At 51.0% G+C, this 17,980-nt stretch carries 18 protein-coding genes; 14 read left to right on the top strand and 4 right to left on the bottom strand.

Annotated features, from left to right (window positions below; translation table 11 throughout):
* Positions 1 to 68: 68 nt before the first annotated feature.
* The 7 genes from phaR (at position 69) to MOY_RS16850 (ending at position 4,778) form a co-directional block, all read left to right on the top strand.
* Positions 69 to 545 (top strand): polyhydroxyalkanoate synthesis repressor PhaR, encoded by a 477-nt coding sequence (phaR, locus tag MOY_RS04760; protein WP_009097075.1) that lies wholly within the window; start codon positions 69 to 71, stop codon positions 543 to 545.
* A gap of 131 nt (positions 546 to 676) precedes the next feature.
* Complete coding sequence (purD, locus tag MOY_RS04755; protein WP_009097073.1) at positions 677 to 1,963, top strand: phosphoribosylamine--glycine ligase; 1,287 nt, start codon at positions 677 to 679, stop codon at positions 1,961 to 1,963.
* 55 nt (positions 1,964 to 2,018) lie between these two features.
* Complete coding sequence (locus MOY_RS04750) at positions 2,019 to 2,459, top strand: acyl-CoA thioesterase (protein ID WP_009097072.1); 441 nt, start codon at positions 2,019 to 2,021, stop codon at positions 2,457 to 2,459.
* Positions 2,459 to 3,331, top strand: coding sequence for a phosphoribulokinase (locus MOY_RS04745; protein WP_009097071.1), 873 nt, complete (start codon positions 2,459 to 2,461; stop codon positions 3,329 to 3,331). Before MOY_RS04750 ends, MOY_RS04745 begins: the two co-directional genes overlap by 1 nt.
* Positions 3,332 to 3,401: 70 nt before the next feature.
* The gene (locus tag MOY_RS04740) at positions 3,402 to 3,743 is read left to right on the top strand and encodes a histidine triad nucleotide-binding protein (RefSeq protein WP_009097068.1); all 342 of its coding nucleotides are present in this window, start codon (positions 3,402 to 3,404) and stop codon (positions 3,741 to 3,743) included.
* Positions 3,744 to 3,790: 47 nt separating this feature from the next.
* Positions 3,791 to 4,435, top strand: coding sequence for a 3-demethoxyubiquinol 3-hydroxylase (locus MOY_RS04735; protein ID WP_009097065.1), 645 nt, complete (start codon positions 3,791 to 3,793; stop codon positions 4,433 to 4,435).
* A 184-nt stretch (positions 4,436 to 4,619) separates the two neighbouring features.
* Positions 4,620 to 4,778, top strand: coding sequence for a DUF1328 domain-containing protein (locus MOY_RS16850; protein ID WP_009097063.1), 159 nt, complete (start codon positions 4,620 to 4,622; stop codon positions 4,776 to 4,778).
* A gap of 126 nt (positions 4,779 to 4,904) precedes the next feature.
* Here MOY_RS16850 and ettA read toward each other — a convergent pair whose 3' ends face one another.
* The 4 genes from ettA to MOY_RS04710 form a co-directional block, all read right to left on the bottom strand.
* Entirely contained in the window at positions 4,905 to 6,566 is a 1,662-nt protein-coding gene (gene ettA, locus MOY_RS04725) for an energy-dependent translational throttle protein EttA (RefSeq protein WP_009097061.1), read from the bottom strand.
* A gap of 246 nt (positions 6,567 to 6,812) precedes the next feature.
* Positions 6,813 to 7,025 (bottom strand): PA3496 family putative envelope integrity protein, encoded by a 213-nt coding sequence (locus MOY_RS04720; RefSeq protein ID WP_009097059.1) that lies wholly within the window; start codon positions 7,023 to 7,025, stop codon positions 6,813 to 6,815.
* Positions 7,026 to 7,207: 182 nt separating this feature from the next.
* Positions 7,208 to 7,645 carry a PAS domain S-box protein gene (locus tag MOY_RS04715; RefSeq protein WP_009097057.1) on the bottom strand — a complete coding sequence of 146 codons (438 nt, stop codon included), beginning with the start codon at positions 7,643 to 7,645 and terminating at the stop codon, positions 7,208 to 7,210.
* A gap of 291 nt (positions 7,646 to 7,936) precedes the next feature.
* Entirely contained in the window at positions 7,937 to 9,250 is a 1,314-nt protein-coding gene (locus tag MOY_RS04710) for an MFS transporter (protein ID WP_009097055.1), read from the bottom strand.
* Between the two features lie 95 nt (positions 9,251 to 9,345).
* On the opposite strand from MOY_RS04710, the gene MOY_RS04705 reads away from it, so the two are divergent.
* The 7 genes from MOY_RS04705 to MOY_RS16655 form a co-directional block, all read left to right on the top strand.
* Positions 9,346 to 9,615, top strand: a complete 270-nt coding sequence (locus tag MOY_RS04705; protein ID WP_009097054.1) for a SelT/SelW/SelH family protein — start codon at positions 9,346 to 9,348, stop codon at positions 9,613 to 9,615.
* A complete protein-coding gene (locus MOY_RS04700) occupies positions 9,612 to 10,502 on the top strand; it encodes a DMT family transporter (RefSeq protein WP_009097053.1) in 891 nt (296 codons plus the stop codon). The genes MOY_RS04705 and MOY_RS04700 overlap by 4 nt, the downstream gene beginning before the upstream one ends.
* Positions 10,503 to 10,750: 248 nt before the next feature.
* Complete coding sequence (locus tag MOY_RS04695) at positions 10,751 to 12,547, top strand: TolC family outer membrane protein (protein WP_009097052.1); 1,797 nt, start codon at positions 10,751 to 10,753, stop codon at positions 12,545 to 12,547.
* 64 nt (positions 12,548 to 12,611) lie between these two features.
* Positions 12,612 to 14,789 (top strand): type I secretion system permease/ATPase, encoded by a 2,178-nt coding sequence (locus tag MOY_RS04690; protein WP_009097051.1) that lies wholly within the window; start codon positions 12,612 to 12,614, stop codon positions 14,787 to 14,789.
* Positions 14,789 to 16,219, top strand: coding sequence for an HlyD family type I secretion periplasmic adaptor subunit (locus tag MOY_RS04685; protein ID WP_009097048.1), 1,431 nt, complete (start codon positions 14,789 to 14,791; stop codon positions 16,217 to 16,219). The genes MOY_RS04690 and MOY_RS04685 overlap by 1 nt, the downstream gene beginning before the upstream one ends.
* Positions 16,219 to 16,845: a response regulator transcription factor gene (locus MOY_RS04680; RefSeq protein ID WP_009097047.1), complete on the top strand. Its 627-nt coding sequence runs from the start codon at positions 16,219 to 16,221 to the stop codon at positions 16,843 to 16,845. The genes MOY_RS04685 and MOY_RS04680 overlap by 1 nt, the downstream gene beginning before the upstream one ends.
* A gap of 202 nt (positions 16,846 to 17,047) precedes the next feature.
* Positions 17,048 to 17,980: retention module-containing protein (locus tag MOY_RS16655; RefSeq protein ID WP_009097046.1), on the top strand; the 933-nt coding region annotated here is incomplete at its 3' end.

Below are 17,980 nucleotides of genomic sequence, written 5' to 3'. Positions count from 1 at the left end.
AGCGTGTGTTGCAGGCACAATACCAGCAACGGCGACAAAAGCCTCTATCACGTTTAAGGAGATGCGCAGTGCGCGTAATTCGCAAATATGCCAACCGCAGGTTATACGATACTCAACAGAGTCGTTACGTAACGCTTGAAGATCTGCGGTGTTTGATTATTGAAGAAGAGCCTTTTCGCGTCGAGGATGCTAAAAGCGGTGAAGACTTAACGCGCACGATTTTACTGTCGATTATTATCGAACAGGAGCAAGCGGATAGCGAGGCAGAGGTGTTTTCTAATGACCTGTTGGCCCAGTTGATTCGTGTTTACGATATGTCTTCTCCGCTACCTTTGGCTCGCTATCTTGAGCAGGGCACTCAGCTGATGCTGGAACAGCAAAAACGTATGCAAACCCAGTGGAAGCAGGCCATGCGCCATTCGCCCATAGAGTTTATGCGCGAACTGGCGGAAGAGAACATGCGTTTTTGGCAAAAAGCGATCAACCAGCCAACGCCACCGGAAGACGAAGAGAAGCCGGAACCTAAAGAGGATAAAAAGCCGTAACGCCACTGTTCATAAGCCGCTACTTATCCACGTTGTCGCTGTCAGAGCCTCTACTTACACATAAGACCACTTGGGGCTGCGTTGTGGCATAATGCGCCCCATAAACGCTCTCTCGTTTAAGAAGGACGACCATGAAAGTTTTGATGATAGGTGGCGGTGGCCGTGAACATGCGTTGGCATGGAAATTGGCTCAATCTAGTGATGTCGAACAGGTGTTTGTCGCCCCAGGTAATGCGGGCACGGCAACGGAGCCTGGCCTCACCAATGTTGATATTGCCGCGACCGATTTGGCTGAATTAGTCGCGTTTGCTCAGCGCGAGCAAATTGGTTTAACTGTAGTAGGGCCTGAAGCCCCCTTGGTTGACGGTGTTGTTGACCGTTTTCAGGCAGCAGGGCTAACGATTTTTGGTCCTACTCAACAGGCCGCTCAGCTGGAAGGCTCCAAGTCGTTCACGAAAGATTTTTTGGCCCGCCATAAAATTCCTACCGCTGACTATCAAACATTCACCACCGTAGAGCCAGCGCTCGCTTACTTAGCGGAAGTAGGCGCGCCGATTGTGATTAAAGCGGACGGGTTAGCCGCTGGTAAAGGCGTCATTGTGGCGATGAGTGAAGCGGAGGCGGAATCAGCGGTTCGCGATATGCTTGACGCTAATGCTTTCGGGGACGCGGGTGCTCGCGTGGTTATTGAAGAGTTTCTTGAGGGAGAAGAAGCGAGCTTTATCGTCATGGTGGATGGTGAGAATGTGGTGCCAATGGCCACTAGCCAAGACCACAAGCGTGCCTACGATGGCGACACTGGCCCAAATACGGGAGGCATGGGTGCATATTCACCAGCCCCGGTAGTTACTCCAGAAGTAGACGAACGCATCATGGAGCAGGTCATTCTGCCAACCGTGCGGGGCATGGCGAAAGAGGGCAATGCGTATACGGGCTTTCTTTATGCTGGGCTTATGATTGACGCCGAAGGAAATCCTAAAGTCATTGAGTACAACTGTCGCTTTGGTGATCCTGAAACACAGCCAATTATGCTGCGTTTGCAGTCAGACCTTGCTGCACTTTGCTTGGCTGGAGCAAAAGGCGAGCTTGCCGGACAGCAGTGCGAATGGGATAGCCGGGCTGCTGTAGGCGTTGTGATAGCGGCAGGCGGTTACCCGGGTAGCTATCGTAAAGGCGATGTTATCCAGGGGTTGGAAGCGGCAGAGAAAACACACTGTAAAGTTTTTCATGCAGGAACCGTGCAAACCGATCAAGGCAGTATCGCCACCGCTGGCGGCCGAGTGCTGTGTGTTACCGCGTTAGGAGAGAGCGTATCTGCTGCGCAGCAACTGGCCTACCAAGGCGTCAGCAAGATTCACTGGGATGGCGCAGAGTATCGCCGGGATATTGCGTTTCGTGCCATTGCTCGGGAAGAGTGAACACGAATCAAAAGAGTACGTTTTACCGCCTGTTTTCACCGATAAGGAGTCATGTATGGAGCGAGTTACGCTGGAGTTTCCTGCGGCAGCGGTTATTCATCGTCACCCCTTAACGGTACGAGTAACCGATATGAATTACGGGCGACACTTGGGGCATGATGCCCTGGTGTCGCTGCTCCACGAAGCGCGGGTGCACGCCTTCGCGGCACTTGGCTTGCCGGAGTGGGACATGCAGGGGTATCCCAGCGTGGTGGTGGATTTGGCGGTTCAGTATCAATATGAAGCACGCTGGCCTGATGCACTGGTTATTGATACGGCGGTACCCGAGCCGACCGGCAAAGCACTCACGGTTTACCAGCGTATTCGCAACGCTGAAAAGGATAAAGTAGTAGCGACCGCGAGGGTGAATCAGCTGCTGCTGGACCTTTCGACTGGGCGGCCTGTGGATGTTCCTGAGAGCGTTAAACAGGCCTTAGCCCAGGCGAGGGGAACCTAATGTCCCGGGAGTACCCCATCATTGGGATAACTGGCTCATCAGGCGCGGGAACCACCACGGTTAGGCGTAGCTTTGAGCGCATGTTCCTACGTGAAGATGTGCATGCTGCTATGGTAGATGGCGATGCGTTTCATCGTTATACCCGTGATGATTTGCAGCGTATGTTCCGTGAAGAGCCAGAGCGCAAAGATGAGCTATCTCACTTTGCAGTGGAGGCTAATCTTCTTGATCGGCTAGAAGGGCTTTTTGTTGAGTACGGCGAACACGGAACCGGCACTTTCCGCCACTATATTCATGCCGAAGATAAGCAAAAAATCGAAGCAGGGTATCGGGTGGGCACCTTTACCGAGTGGCAGTCTCTACCTTGTGGCACGGATCTGCTTTTTTATGAAGGGTTGCATGGCGGGTTGGTGACCCAGGAGTATGATATTGCGCGCCATGTTGATTTGTTAGTGGGTGTCGCGCCAACCATGAACCTGGAATGGATCCAGAAAATTGACCGTGATACGAAGCTCCGTGGTTACTCTCAAGAAGCGGTCATCGATACTATTCTAGGGCGTATGGATGACTATGTGCGTTATATCCAGCCGCAGTTCTCCCGTACACACATTAATTTTCAGCGGGTGCCTACGGTAGATACCTCAAACCCCTTTGAGGTGCAGGATATTCCAACGGATGCAGAGTCGTTCGTGGTCATACGGTTTAGGGACCCATCAACGGTAGACTTCCCTTGGTTATTAGCGATGATTAAAGACGCCTTTATGACCCGCCCACATACCTTGGTAGTGCCTGGGGCACGTATGTCGCTGGCGATGGAGTTGATACTAGCGCCTTTGGTGCGTCATTTGCTCGCTCAACGCCGTTTTCGCTAGCCTATTGGTTTACGTTTGAACGTGTTGTTGTATTGAAATTCGCTTTATTACAATAATGAAGGAGGCCGCTATGGAATGCCTGTTTTGCAAAATTATTAACCGTGAAATTCCCGCCGATATCGTATTTGAGGATGAACATGTCCTCGCCTTCAATGACATAAGCCCTCAAGCGCCTACCCATCATCTCATTATCCCTAAAAAGCACATTGCAACGCTAAACGATATTGAGTCAGGTGACTTGGCGATTATTGGTCGATTACAGTACACCGCTGCTCAGTTAGCTAAGCAGCAAGGATTTGCCGATGATGGCTATCGTGTAGTCATGAACTGTAATGAAATGGGGGGCCAAACGGTTTATCACATTCATATGCATCTAATGGGTGGGCGCCAATTTACGTGGCCTGCAGGTTAGTAGGGCAGGTAACGTCGCCCACAACACTGCTTAACGGAGTAAGCGTTATGATGGAGCGTCAGCTGAGCCGTTCAGATCGTCTAATTGTTCACATGGATAGTGCTTTACGTACCCTGGTGCCTAATGCCGTTGTGGCAAGCCGAATCAACCCAGCCGCTGCCGTTGCTGAAGTGGCGCTGGATGAGTTTGAGCGTCAACATGTTGCCGGGCTGGTACGGGCGGCCCATATTGCGACAGTAGGTGTTCAGGGGTTTTATCAAGGGCAAATGGCGCTTATTAAACTGCCGGCTTCACGTCGGCAAATTGAGTCACTGTGCGGGGAAACGCTGGACCATCTTGCCTGGTGCCATCAGCGGCTTGCCCAGCTTAAGAGCCGCACAAGTTACTTTACACCTGTTTGGTATGGTTTCTCTCTTGGGCTGGGATTAACAGCGGGCGCTATCGGCGACCGTTTTGGTTTGGGTATGACGGCGGTCACAAAAGAATTAATGAGCCAGCAACTCAGTGAGCAGTCCACCCAGTTGCCTGTTGAAGACCTTAATTCTCGTCCCCTTTTTCGTCAAATGGCGGCGGATAACGGCCATCATGCTCGGCTTGCTATTGAGGCTAGTGGCACCCGGTTTCCCACGCCGATCAAGTGGGGAGTGGGTCTGCTGGCCAGTGGCGTTATGAAAATTGCCTATTATGCGTAGGGTTGGCGGATATTTGTCCTTGACGGATAGCGTTTTATAGCCAAACCTTATGAGGGTAAGTAGTCGATAGGCGGAGAAAAGTGCCCTATAAGCGCTGAGATAGATATGCTTTCGAGCGTATTCTCTGATGACAGGATTATTATCGGCTATAGCAGAAACGTCACCATGGAAAAGGAGTAAGACGATGCTAGGCAATGCAATGCTGTTTTTGATTATCGCCATTATTGCGGGTGTATTAGGTTTCTCAGGTATCGCTGGGGTAGCTTCAACTATTGCTCAGGTTTTATTTGCAATCTTTTTGATTCTGTTTTTGGTATCGATTTTTACCGGTCGGCGTCGTTGAAGTGACGTAATGTGAGAACAACAAAAAGCCCCTGTCTATATATAATAGCCAGGGGCTTTTTGCTACTTAGATGCTTTGCTTATACAAGCTAGGTGTGGGCCGGTAATAGCTCTTTAGGCATCAACTTTAGGCATCAATGCGCTTATATTTCATTCGCTTAGGTGTATCGTTGCCGACCCGCTTTTTATGATCAGCTTCATAATCTGTGTAGTTGCCATCAAAGAACACTACTTCAGAGTCTCCTTCAAATGCCAGAATATGCGTCGCGATACGGTCTAAGAACCAGCGATCATGCGAGATCACCATGGCGCAGCCAGGGAAAGCCAATAACGCTTCCTCAAGTGCCCGTAGAGTCTCAATGTCCAGGTCATTAGAGGGTTCATCCAGCAACAGCACGTTTGCGCCCTGTTTCAGCGTCTGTGCAAGCTGGAGTCGGCCACGCTCACCCCCGGAGAGTTCGTCTAGCCGCTTTTGCTGGTCGTTACCCTTAAAGTTGAAACGGCCAACGTAAGCGCGTGATGAAACTTCATACCCGTTAATATTGAGAACATCTTGGCCATCGGAGACGGCTTCCCAGACGGTTTGCTTATCATCCAGTGCATCGCGAAGCTGTTCGACATAAGCGATATTGACCGTTTCGCCAATCACCACCTCGCCTGCATCAGGCTGCTCTTTGCCTGTGATTAGCTTAAACAGTGTCGATTTACCTGCACCGTTACCGCCCACAATGCCCACGATAGCGCCCTGAGGAATACTAAACGACAGGTCTTGGTAGAGCAGTTTGTCATCAAAGCGCTTAGCCACGTTGTGAAAGTCAATGACCTTATCCCCTAGGCGTGGGCCAGGTGGAATATAGATTTCATTGGTTTCGTTACGCTTTTGAAAGTCGCCTGACTGCATTTCTTCAAAACGGTTAAGGCGAGCTTTGCTTTTAGCTTGGCGTCCTTTAGCGTTACTGCGTACCCACTCAAGTTCTTGCTTAATCGCTTTTTGGCGGGTGGCTTCTTGCTTCGCTTCTTGAGAGAGGCGCTGATCCTTCTGCTCAAGCCACTGAGAGTAGTTGCCTTCAAACGGGATGCCTTGACCACGATCCAGCTCTAAAATCCAGCCAGCTACATTATCAAGGAAGTAGCGGTCGTGGGTGATAGCCACTACGGTGCCGTTGTAGTCGTGGAGGAAACGCTCCAGCCAGGCAACTGATTCTGCGTCCAAGTGGTTAGTAGGCTCATCCAGCAAGAGCATATCTGGGCTGGAGAGCAGCAGGCGGCAAAGCGCCACGCGACGGCGCTCACCACCGGATAGGTTGCCTACTTTGGCATCCCAGGGCGGCAGGCGCAGGGCTTCGGCTGCAACTTCAAGCTTTCGCTCAAGGTTGTGTGCGTCAGCGGCTTCGATAATGTTCTCAAGGCGCGCTTGTTCACTGGCTAGGGCATCAAAGTCAGCATCAGGTTCGGCATAGGCAGAATAAACGGCATCCAGCTTCTCTTGGGCTTCTTTAATAGCGCCTAATGCTTCTTCAACAGTGTCGCGCACACTCTTTTCGTCATCGAGCTGCGGCTCCTGGGGGAGGTAGCCCACATTAATGCCAGGCATCGGACGAGCTTCACCTTCAAACTCTTTATCGACACCGGCCATGATCCGCAGCAGTGTGGACTTACCAGCACCGTTCAAGCCGAGCACACCAATTTTGGCGCCAGGGAAGAACGATAGCGATATATCCTTGAGAATTTGCTTTTTGGGTGGCACAACTTTGCCAACCCGGTTCATGGTGAATACGTATTGCGCCATGGAGATCCGTTAGGTTGATGGAAAAAAGAGACGCCACTGAGTGCTGGCGTTAGGCTTAGATGATAGTGCTCAGGGCGCACAAAGGCCAGAATAGCGATAAAGCTGCGGCTATTCTGGACAAAGCGGAGCATCAAGAAGGTAACGGCTGAACAATAAATACCTAGAGGGTTTTGAAATAAAGAAGCGTAATCATTGATGCCCGGGCTTGATAGCGCTATGTGCACGGCCGGCTATATTGGCGATCAGCTACTCTTCTTCCTCCCAGTCGTCTTTTATAGCACGTTGCAGTCGCCGCTCTTCCAGCCAAGCTTCAACTTGTCGTCGAGCGCGTAGGGTATCTGCTTTGCTGGGTTTGCTTTTACCGTAATGATCATCGTTAACAGCATCCAAGTTATCAAACTCGTCAGCGTCAAGTGTCTCGGTGGTGTAGGTTTCACGATTTAAGGGGTCACGGCTCACGGTATGCCCTCCAACCCAAGCCGGCGCGCCGGCATCACAATGGCTTCCTATCTTACGTTGCTTAAACGTTAGTTAGATAAGAAGCGCCTAGCACTATGTACTGCTTCATAAGTACTTAGCCGCTATATAACGCTGCTTGGGTTAAAGATCAAGCGCAATTTTTTAAATTCGCTCAAATAATATTATTTGGCATGCTCCTGCTGCTTTTGCAGCGCGGCAAGCGCTAGCTGCGCTTCTACACGCTCAGTAACATCTTTTTGTACGCCAATGTAGTACATCAAGTTATCGGCTTCGTCATAGACTGGTGTGATCGACAGTTCATTCCAGAACATGGTGCCGTCTTTACGATAGTTGCGCAGCACTTCTCGCGAGGGGTGACCATCTTTCAGGGCGTCCCTAATGGATGCTAAGGCATCTTGGTCGCGGTCTTCGTTTTGTAAGAAACGGCAGTCGCGGTAAAGAATTTCATCAGCACTATAGCCGGTTAAGCGTTCAAACCCCTTGTTTACATAGATGAGTATATTTTCGTCGCCTTCCTGCTCCGCAACGACAATACCATCTTCTGAAGCGTCAACAATGCGTTCGAGTAGCTCAGGGCTAATTAAAGGAGATCGTTTCATCAATGGGTTCCTGTTGCCGCTCTCATTCTTTCGTAGCCATGACGTTGTAAGTCAACGCGGGGCTTGCCTTGTGGAAATCTCTTGATGCGGGACTATGCTGCATTTTATGTTCGCTAACAAAGCAAAAATAGCAAAAAAAACCAACTAGCCACCGCTATCTACTCCCTATCATGGCGAGCGTTGCCATGCTTTGCAAACCACTATTGCTACTATTGAGGTTAACTATTCGGGTGGGTTAAGGCGATTGACAAACCTTAACGTAAGCGAATGCTAAAAAGAGTACCGATAGCGCTATTCTACTTCAGGTAAACGCTGGGCGCTGAGCATGGCGCAGAAAGCAGTCACGGCAAGTATCACCAGTAACATAGCGCTGCCTAGCCACTGCGCAATGGCGCCAATGATACCCCCGACGATAAGCATTAAAACGCCTGTTAGTGTATTAGAAAGAGCAACATAGAGCGCGCGGTTATCCTGGCTCGCCATATCAACGAGGTAAGTTTTACGCCCTAAGCGTACGCCATGGTGCACAATGACTAGCAAGGCGTAAATAACCGCATAAGGCCACACGCTTTGGGTCCACTCCCCGGGAAGCCAGCCAAGACTAGCCCCTAGCAGACAGCACAGTACTGTGCCGATGGCAGCGTCGCGCATCACACGGCGGCTCGACTGGTCAGCCCGCTTGCCCCATACAGGGCTTGCTACTATTGCAGCGATGCCAGAGACGACTACTAGCAGCCCCAGCCCCCCTAGTTCAGTGCCGCTCTGTTGTTGGCCGAGAAGGGCTAAGTAGGGCAGAGCCAAAGCACTTGATAGGAGCAAAGAGCGGGAGAGGTTAAAGTGTAAAAAAGTGGGGTCTGATTTCATTAACGAGAGGCCTAGCTTAATGCTGTCCCAGGCATTTTCGCCACCCTCGACCGCGCCTGGGGTTTCTTTTATACGGGCTGCGCAAAAGGCGTTAAGCAGCCACCCCAAACCTGCCACGCTAAGCAAAATGGCCAGAGCCACATTGCCGGGGCGGTCTCCGAACCACATCAGTACCCCGCCAGCCACCAGCGTGGCAGCACCTGCTACGCTGCCACTCCAGCCCATTAGTGTGCCACGCCGCCGCTTGGCAATGGTTTTGCCCAATACATCCTTGGTGGCAATGGATGATAGTCCTCGTGCCAGTGCAAGCAATACCAGCACGCACAGCACCAACATACCCCCCAAAGAGCCGCTGCCCATTAAGGCAAGCAGTGCTAAAGCAAAGGCGGCCAGGGCTTGTAGAGCAGCGCCGACTACCCACGCCCATTTACGTTGTGGTCGTAAGCGAATAAAGCCCGCCACAAATAACTGCGGCAGCAGCGCGCCTGCTTCACGAATAGGGACTAAAAGGCCCACCATCCAAACTGGCGCACCGATAATGCCCATTAACCACGGTAACACCAAGCGAGCGCTGGATAGCTCGTCGGCCAGCTTATTACCTAGCGATGCGATGAGATGCTTGAAAAAGTTACGAGGCTGTTCATTGCAGGCTTCTTCAGGGATGTCATCACACATGCGGCTGTCGTCGTCCCCTGTCAGCCACTCGTATAAACGTGATTGAGATACGTTGTGTTCAGCCATTAGGGGGTCCTTGGCGGTTGCTGATGGATGGTGACAAAATGCCGGGCTATTACACCTTAATAACATACACGCTTTAACAGCTTACGGAGTTCAGTATGTCGCGAATTCATATTCGTTATTGTACCCAGTGCCAATGGTTGCTTCGCAGTGCTTGGTACGCACAGGAGTTGCTATCCACCTTCGGCGAGCGCTTATCTGAAGTAGCGCTTTCACCCTCCCATGGTGGCACATTTGAAATATGGTGTGACGGCTCGTTGCTGTGGGAACGTCAGCGTGATGGCGGTTTCCCTGACATTAAATCCCTAAAGCAACAGGTAAGAGACCATATCGAGCCGAGCCTTAATCTTGGGCATGTAGATCGATGAATCAGGATCGCCAGGCCATTTTTTATGGGTTAGGTGCCGTTGCGTTATGGTCAACGGTTGCGACTGCTTTCAAAGTGGCCCTTGTCTGGATGAGTCCTCTGGAGCTTATGTGGCTGGCCGCACTGGTGTCATGGGTACTGATGGGCGTGGTAGTGATTAAGCAAGGCAACCTTGCATCGGCCTTACGCAGTGGCTGGAAGACCGCCGCCTGGGCAGGGTTGATGAATCCAGTTGCGTATTACCTGGCTCTTTTCGGGGCTTACGACCGATTGCCTGGGCAAGAAGCGATGGCGCTGAACTATACCTGGGCGCTTGCCATGGCATTTTTAGCCGTTCCCTTACTGGGTCAACGGCTGACGCGGTTAGACGTTTTGGCGGGTTTAGTGGCCTATTCCGGCGTATGGGTAATTGCGACACGGGGGCAGGTGATCGACGTTGCGTTTGAAGACCCATTAGGCGTGGTATTGGCGCTGTCATCGACACTGCTTTGGGCGCTCTATTGGCTGCTCAATACCAAGGACAAGCGTCAACCCCTGGTTGGCCAATGGCAGAATTTTAGCGTTGGGCTGCCTGTGTTAACGGTGTTATTGCTTTTGGGCCCTGGCTTTGAGTGGCCTGGTTGGCCAGCCATTGGTGCAGGTGTGTACGTGGGGCTATTTGAAATGGGCATCGCTTTCATACTTTGGCAAATGGCGGTTCAAAAAGTCTCTCGTACAGCTAAGGTGTCTAATCTGATTTTTCTATCCCCGCCTGTTTCATTGTTGCTTCTCTATCTCGTGGCTGGTGAACCGTTGCTGGCTTCTACGCTTGTGGGATTAGCATTAATTTTATCGGGATTGGCGATTCAGCAGCTGCCAGGGCATGGGCAAACTAGCACCAAGGGGTAATGTTTTTTTAATAGTTTTATTGTAAGTTTTTGTGACTTTTGCTTTGATGGGAGAATAGAAATGCTAGCGTAATTAAATTAAGCTAGTCTCACTAAAACGAAGTTTGCTTTATGAGATGTTTTTGGTTGGCAAACTAGTTCTTTTATTTTGGCTGTGAGAAAAAGCCAAGTAAGTGGTTCTACAGGTGCTGAAAAGTGCAGGCTGCTTGTTTGTGAGCAGCCTCAAACGTTCACAAGGAAATTATGACCATGAAAAGCAACGTCACTTTGAAATTGAAAAAACTATTTTCACAACACGCTTTTCGGCCGTTAACGGTCACTACCCTGGCGTTTTTACCACTTTCAGCGCTTGCACAATCGCTTCCAGCGAGTTTGTACGCACCTGGTGCCACTGACTTGCCAAGCACCATCCAGCAAACCATTGTTACTAACCCTGAAGTAAATGCAGCCTGGGCTAACTTTAGTGCCACGGGTAGTGACGCAAGGGGTGCAAGGGGCAATTACCTGCCGTCAATTGATGTACGTGCTGGAGTGGGTCGGCAAGATCAGCAAAATGACGGTCGTGGCAGCTATAGCTCTGATTTCGCAGAATTAACGCTTACGCAAATGGTGTTCGATGGTTTTGCTACCCGCAGTGAAGTTGAGCGTTTAGACCGTGCTAGGCTGATCGCATATTTTCAATTACTTGGTGCAAGTGAAGAGATAACGCTAGAGGCTTTTAGGGCCTACGTTGATGTGCTTCGGCATCGCGAACTGGTCCGTTTAGCACAAGATAATTACCGAGAGCACCAGCGTGTTTTTAGCCAAATTGAGGAAAGGGCGCTTTCGGGAGCGGGGCGCGGTGTTGATTTAGAGCAAATCAGCGGCCGCCTAGCACTTGCTGAATCGAATCTCATGACCGAGGCGTCCAACCTCCATGACGTAACGGCACGTTTTCAGCGTATTGTAGGCACGCTACCCGCGCAAAATATGCTGCCAGCTCCTTCATTGGCAAATGAGTTACCAGAGGATGTTAGCCAAGCGGTAGAAATGGCGTTTCAGGGTAACCCTGAATTCCACGCGGCCATTGAGAACATTGCCGTGCAACGGGCGGAGTTAGAGGGTGCTCGGTCCGCATACATGCCCCGGTTGGATATTCAAGGGCGCACAGGCACCAATAACCAGGATGATGCGATTGCAGGTCGCCGGGACGAGCATAGCATTCAGTTAGTCGCTAGCATGAACCTCTATCGTGGTGGTTCCGACCAAGCAGCTTTTAATGCGGCAAGCACACGCATTGAACAAGCTGAAAATCAGCGTGAAACCGCTTGCACTAATGTGAGGCAGACGACGCAAATTGCTTATAACGACACTCAGCGTTTGAGCGAGCAACTTAGCTATTTAAATGAGCATCGCCAGTCGATTGATCGCGTCCGTGGCGCGTATCAACAGCAGTTTGATATTGGTCAGCGTACCTTGCTAGACGTACTGGACAGTGAAAACGAGTTCTTTGAAGCCAGTCGCGCGTATTCCAATGCGCAGTTTGATCTGACATTGGCCCAGGCGCGTACGCTTGCTGCGATGGGTCAGCTCATGCATACCCTGCAAGTCACCCGAGATGACATCCCAAGCCTTAGCGAGCTTGGCTATGAGGATATGGCTGACAATATTCGCATGGCTTGCGGTGTAGAGGGGCCGCGTGGTTTTACCCTAGATGATTTCACACGTGGAATCTCTGCGCGGCAAAACGATATGCCGCAAAGCGCTTACTCAGAATCTGAAAATGTGGTGATGGCTGCTCCTGTTGAAGCGGCTGTTACACACATGTCAGCGCCAAAACCAGTCCAAGGTCTTTATGTTCAGGTGGCGTCTTTAAGTGCTATTGAGCGCGCTGAGGCGCTTAGTAACCAGTTAAGTAATCAGTTAACCGATGGCGCTAGAGTGTTAGCTGCCGCAGGGAACTTCCGTGTGCAAGTAGGGCCTTTTGAATCCTTTGATGATGCCAAGTCACTGCAGTCTGAATTGCAAGGATTTGGCTATGCGGATGCGTTTATTACACGTGGTTAAATTGTGAGCTATGTGCATCTAGTCATCCGGGATGTTCATATTTCGGAAGGAAAATGAGGTTTCTGTGGCGCAAAGTCAGCTGAGAGTGTCTGAAGCTGCCCGTAGTAATGGGCAGGAGCCAAGCGATGAACTGTTGGAATGCTTGAAAACGGTTGCTTCCTATCATCAGCATGAAGTGTCATCTGAGGCTTTAAAGGCTGGTTTGCCGTTAGAGCAAGGCAAGCTTATTCCATCAGTATTTGGTCGAGCCGCTTCACGGGCAGGGTTAACCGCCAGAATTGTAAAAAGCAATTTGTCAGCGCTCAATCCTGCTCTTTTTCCGGCGATTTTGCTGTTGGAGCCTGGCCGCGCTTGCGTGCTTTTAGGGTTAGACCTCAAGCACCAAAAAGCTCGGGTGATTTTCCCTGAGCTTTCAGAGGCCGACATAGAAGTGCCTTTGGAGGAGCTGTATTCTGGTTACAGTGGCGAGGCAATCTACGTACGACCTAAATTTCGCGTTGACAGCACCTCGGAGTCTGGCGTTAAAAAACGGCGGGATGAACACTGGTTTTGGGGCGTTATTCGTGAAAATAGGCGGCTATATCGCGATATTGTGCTTGGCTCAATCGCGATTAACCTATTTGCACTGGCGATGCCGCTGTTTGTGCTCAATGTCTATGATCGCGTAGTGCCTAATCAGGCGACGGAGACCCTCTGGGTGCTCGCGTTAGGCATTTTTATTGTGTTGTGTTTCGATTTGGCGCTGCGCTTAATGCGCAGTAGTTTTGTTGATTTGGCGGCTAGTCGTGCTGATGTAAAGCTCTCCTCTTCAATCATGGCCAAAGTGCTAGGGATGCGTTTGGAAGAGCGTCCAGCGTCTACTGGCTCTTTTACGGCAACACTTCAGTCGTTTGAGTCAGTACGTGCGTTTATCGGATCTGCGACGGTCATAGGCATTGTTGATTTGCCCTTCGTACTGCTTTTTGCCGCCATTATTGCGTTAATTAATCCTTGGTTAGTGCTACCTGTACTGGTGGGTATCGTATTTGTGCTGCTTTATGCGCTGGCCGCGCAAGGCAAGCTTCACGAGCTTTCACAAACCACCTGGGAAGTGAGTGCACAGCGTAACGCGCTTTTAGTCGAGTCGGTCTCGCAGCTAGAAAATGTAAAAGCATTAAGGGCGGAAAGTCGGATTCAGCGGCACTGGGAAAAAGCGTCTGCTTTTCTTTCAAGAACCTCTGCTCAACTACGTCTGGTGAGCACATCAGTCTCCAATGTTGCTCAATGGGCCCAGCATAGCGTAGCGGTGTGCGTCATTATTGTGGGTGTATACCAGATCATTGAGGGCAACCTGACTCAAGGTGGGTTAATTGCGGCTTATATGCTTTCGTCTCGAGCGATGGCGCCTATTAGTCAAGCCGCCGCTTTGTTGGCGCAGTATCACCAGTCTTCGACAGCATTAGAGTCGCTGAATAACGTGATGGGTAAACAGGTTGAGCGTCACGAAGGCAAAGCCTATGTGGAAAAGCCGAGTGTTTCGGGCAGCATCCGTTTGGATAAGGTCACGTTACGCTACCCTGATGAAGAGCGCGAAGCGCTGCGAGATGTTTCTATTTCTATAAAATCGGGCGAAAAAGTTGCTTTGCTGGGCCGTATTGGTTGCGGTAAGTCTTCTCTCAATAAGCTTTTATTAGGTTTTTACCAACCCACATCGGGCGCGGTGCTCATTGATAACGTCGATATTCGGCAGTTAGACCCTCTCCAGCTGCGTCGTCACATTGGTTATGTACCTCAAGATGTAAGTCTTTTCGCTGGCTCATTGCGCGACAACATTGTGGCAGGCGGCGGAAGTGACCGCATAGATGATGAGGCGCTACTAAGAGCTATCGAAATCGCTGGCTTAGAGTCATTGGTGAATAGCCATCCTAATGGCATTGATCTTCAGGTAGGCGAGCGTGGACAGGCTCTCTCTGGTGGGCAGAAACAGGCAGTCGCCATTGCCAGGGCGATGGTGCAAGACCCTCCTATCCTATTATTGGATGAGCCTACTAGCTCGATGGATAACGCCAGCGAAGAGGCGTTTAAGGCCAATCTCACCAAAGTAGCCGCAGGTAAAACGATACTGGTGGTGACACATCGCACTTCGTTACTCTCCCTTGTGGATCGTATCGTTGTTATGGATGCCGGTAAGGTCGTGGCCGATGGCCCTCGTGATACGGTAGTTGAAGCATTGCGGAAAGGGCAGATTGGGAGGGCGTCGTAATGACTAAGAAACCCTCTTCAACCTCAGAGCAAAAAGGCTTCGAAGCCATAGGGCGTTTCTCGGAAAAAGGTCAAAAACCGTTTCGCCCCTTTATGGATCGCCTGTTCGCACGGCGTGTTACTTCTGCGCACCTCAGTCGTGACTGGGCGAGTGATACTGACTGGGCACGAATGCAGCAAGAGCCTATTCGCGCTCGTCTGTTTCTCTACACGGTGTTGCTGACGATTATTGTATTAGTAACATGGGCATATTTTGCACCAATTGATGAAGTTACCCGTGGCTCTGGACGCGTGATACCTGCTAGCCAGTTACAGCGTATTCAGTCGTTTGATGGTGGCGTGGTCGAGCAGATCAGGGTAAGAGAGGGGCAGGTGGTCAGTGCAGGCGAAGTGCTTATGCAAATTGACCCCACTCGGTTTGTGTCAGACTTTCGTGAAAACCGAGCACAGCGGTTTGCGCTGGAAGCCCGGGCGGAGCGCTTACGCGCGTTAGCAACTAATACAGCGTTTGAGCCTTCCGAGGAGTTACGACAAGAAGTGCCTGGTATTGTTATGCAAGAGCGCGATGTCTACGAAAGCAGACGAGAGGAGCTTAGAGAGCAGGAAACAGTGCTGAATGATCGCATTCGTCAGCGCCGTGAAGAGCTCAGAGAAGCACAGGCACGCAGAGATACTGCACAACGCGAAGCCAATATGGCTGGCCAAGAGCTGAACTTAACTCGGCCGCTACTTGCTTCAGGTGCTGTTTCAGAAGTGGAGGTGCTTCGCCTGCAGCGTGAAGTTTCCAGAGCGACCGGCGAGCGTAATCAAGCAGATGCAGCCGTATCACGCTTAGAGGCCGCTGTAGAGGAAGCCCAAACACAGCTACGAGAGCTAGGGGCAGAGAGAAGGAGCGAGTGGCGCAACGACCTGGCACAAGTCTCAGGTGATCTCAATGCGCTTCAGCAATCGGGTACGGGTTTACAGGATCGTGTGCGACTTACCGAAATTCGTTCGCCCGTGGATGGTGTCGTTCAGCGGCTTCACATCAACACTATCGGTGGTGTTGCCCAACCCGGCCAAGAGGTTGTCGAAATTGTGCCCAGTGATGAGCAGTTGCTGGTAGAGGCGCGCATCGCCCCCCAAGATATTGCGTTCCTGCACCCTGGACAGCCTGCGACTATTAAGCTTACTGCCTACGATTACGCCATTTTTGGTGGATTGCAGGCAGAGCTTGATCACATTAGTGCGGACACTATCACTGATGATGATGGCAATACCTTCTACTTGGTGCGTGTGCGTAGCACGGAAGATGAAAACATCGCCGAGCGGCTTCAGGTTATTCCAGGCATGACGGCACAAGTAGACATTGTGACAGGTAAGCGAACGGTGATGCAGTTCCTGCTTAAGCCTGTTTTAAGAGCATGGCGAGATTCCATGGGGGAGCGTTAATGAAGCATTGGTTTATAACAACAGATGGCAGCCTAAAAGCCCGTTGGATAAAAGCGTTCCCCGAGGCATCTATCTTGACACCTCAAACGCTGAGTGATCATCTTCAGCCCAACGATGTAGTTTGGCTGCTAACGACGGTTGAGGATTGGCATGTTCTTATCAATGCAGTTACGACAAAGGGAGCCATCGCAGTAGTGATGAGCTATGCCCCTGGTGAGCGAGAAGCCTTGCAAGCACTTGACCTTGGTGCGAGAGGTTATGTGCATACGTTTGCGGCGCCTGATGTGCTTAACCAAGTGGCTCTTGTCGTGACCAATCAAGGGGTTTGGGTGGGCCAAGAACTGCTTGCAAAAGTGATGGGTGGAACATTTAAGGCACTGCAAAACCGCTTAGGCGGGGAAGAGGATCAGTACAGTGAATGTTTGAACGTGCTTACTGAGCGTGAGCGGGGCGTAGCCCTGGCAGTTGCTCGCGGTGCAACTAATAAAGAGGTAGCGCGTCAGTTAGATATTACTGAGCGTACGGTGAAAGCGCATCTAAGCGCTATTTTCAAAAAGCTAACGGTGCGTGACCGGTTACAGCTGATATTAAAGCTGGCGCCTGTTTCTGAACAAACAGCTAATTAATAGCCCTTACTATAAGCTAGTTACTCTAATGAGATAGTTTGTTGATACCTGAAGCGCGCCTCCTCATAAGGCGCGCTTTTTTGTCCATCGGTACAATACTTTTCTGTTGTTTTACCTCCTAGTATCGACATATATGCCGCTATTCAGTCTGGTGCCAATTTACTAGAACAGTGGCTCTACATTTGTGATCGAGGAGTGACACATGGCAGCTGCAACCATTATTGCAATTTCTGGCCAAGCTTGGGCGCGTGATGAAGCAGGTAATATTCGCGAGTTGCGTATTGGTGATGTGCTGCAAGAAGGCGAGGTCTTAATTACCTCTGCCAATGGCCAAGTGCAGCTAGATTTTGCCGACGGCAGCGGCGCCAGTGTCGTCGAAGGTGGTCAGGAAGTTGCCGTCACTCCTGAGTTAGACAGTGATCTCATCGTAGCGACAGAAGACGCCAGTGCGATGGATGATGACCTTGAGGCACTTTTGTCAGCATTAGATGATGACGGTGACCTACTCGAGTTACTTGATGCCACTGCAGCAGGTGCTGGCGCCGGTGGTGGCGGCGGTGGCGGGAGTAGCTTCGTGCGCGTTGCGCGAGTCGCGGAAGAAACCGACCCGTTGGCCTTTAGCACTGATGGAGGCCTAGAAGGTGCGGAGTTCGTTGAGTTTGATGGCGGAGCCGTCGCTGCCGCCACTGATGATGCAGACACTGTCGTTGTTGATACTACACCTCCCACGCTTACTGTCGACGCCCCCAGCGGCAACGACAATACGCCGATAATTACTGGCACTTCCAATGAAGTTGGCGGCACGGTCACAGTCATCGTCACCGATGCTGCAGGCAATACCCAAGAACTAGAGTCAGTAGTGGGGTCTGACGGCACATGGAGTGTTGAAGTAACCACGCCGCTAGCCGAAGGCGACTACACCGTAGATGCCAGTATTACGGATGCGGCTGGAAACGAAGCAACCGCTTTTGATAATGGCGCTATCGACACCGTCGCCCCCGGCGATGGCACTGGCGAGAACAACAACATCGCCTTCGACGCCGCCGATGGCCTGATCAACGACGGTGAAAAAGACAACGTCACCTTCAGTGGCCGCGTTGAAACCAACGGCACGATCAACAGCATCGTGATCACC

The sequence above is a fragment of the Halomonas sp. GFAJ-1 genome (genome assembly GCF_000236625.2).
GTDB lineage: Bacteria > Pseudomonadota > Gammaproteobacteria > Pseudomonadales > Halomonadaceae > Vreelandella.
The sequence above is the reverse complement of the archived record's forward strand: the minus strand, read 5'-3'. Positions and strand labels throughout refer to the sequence as shown.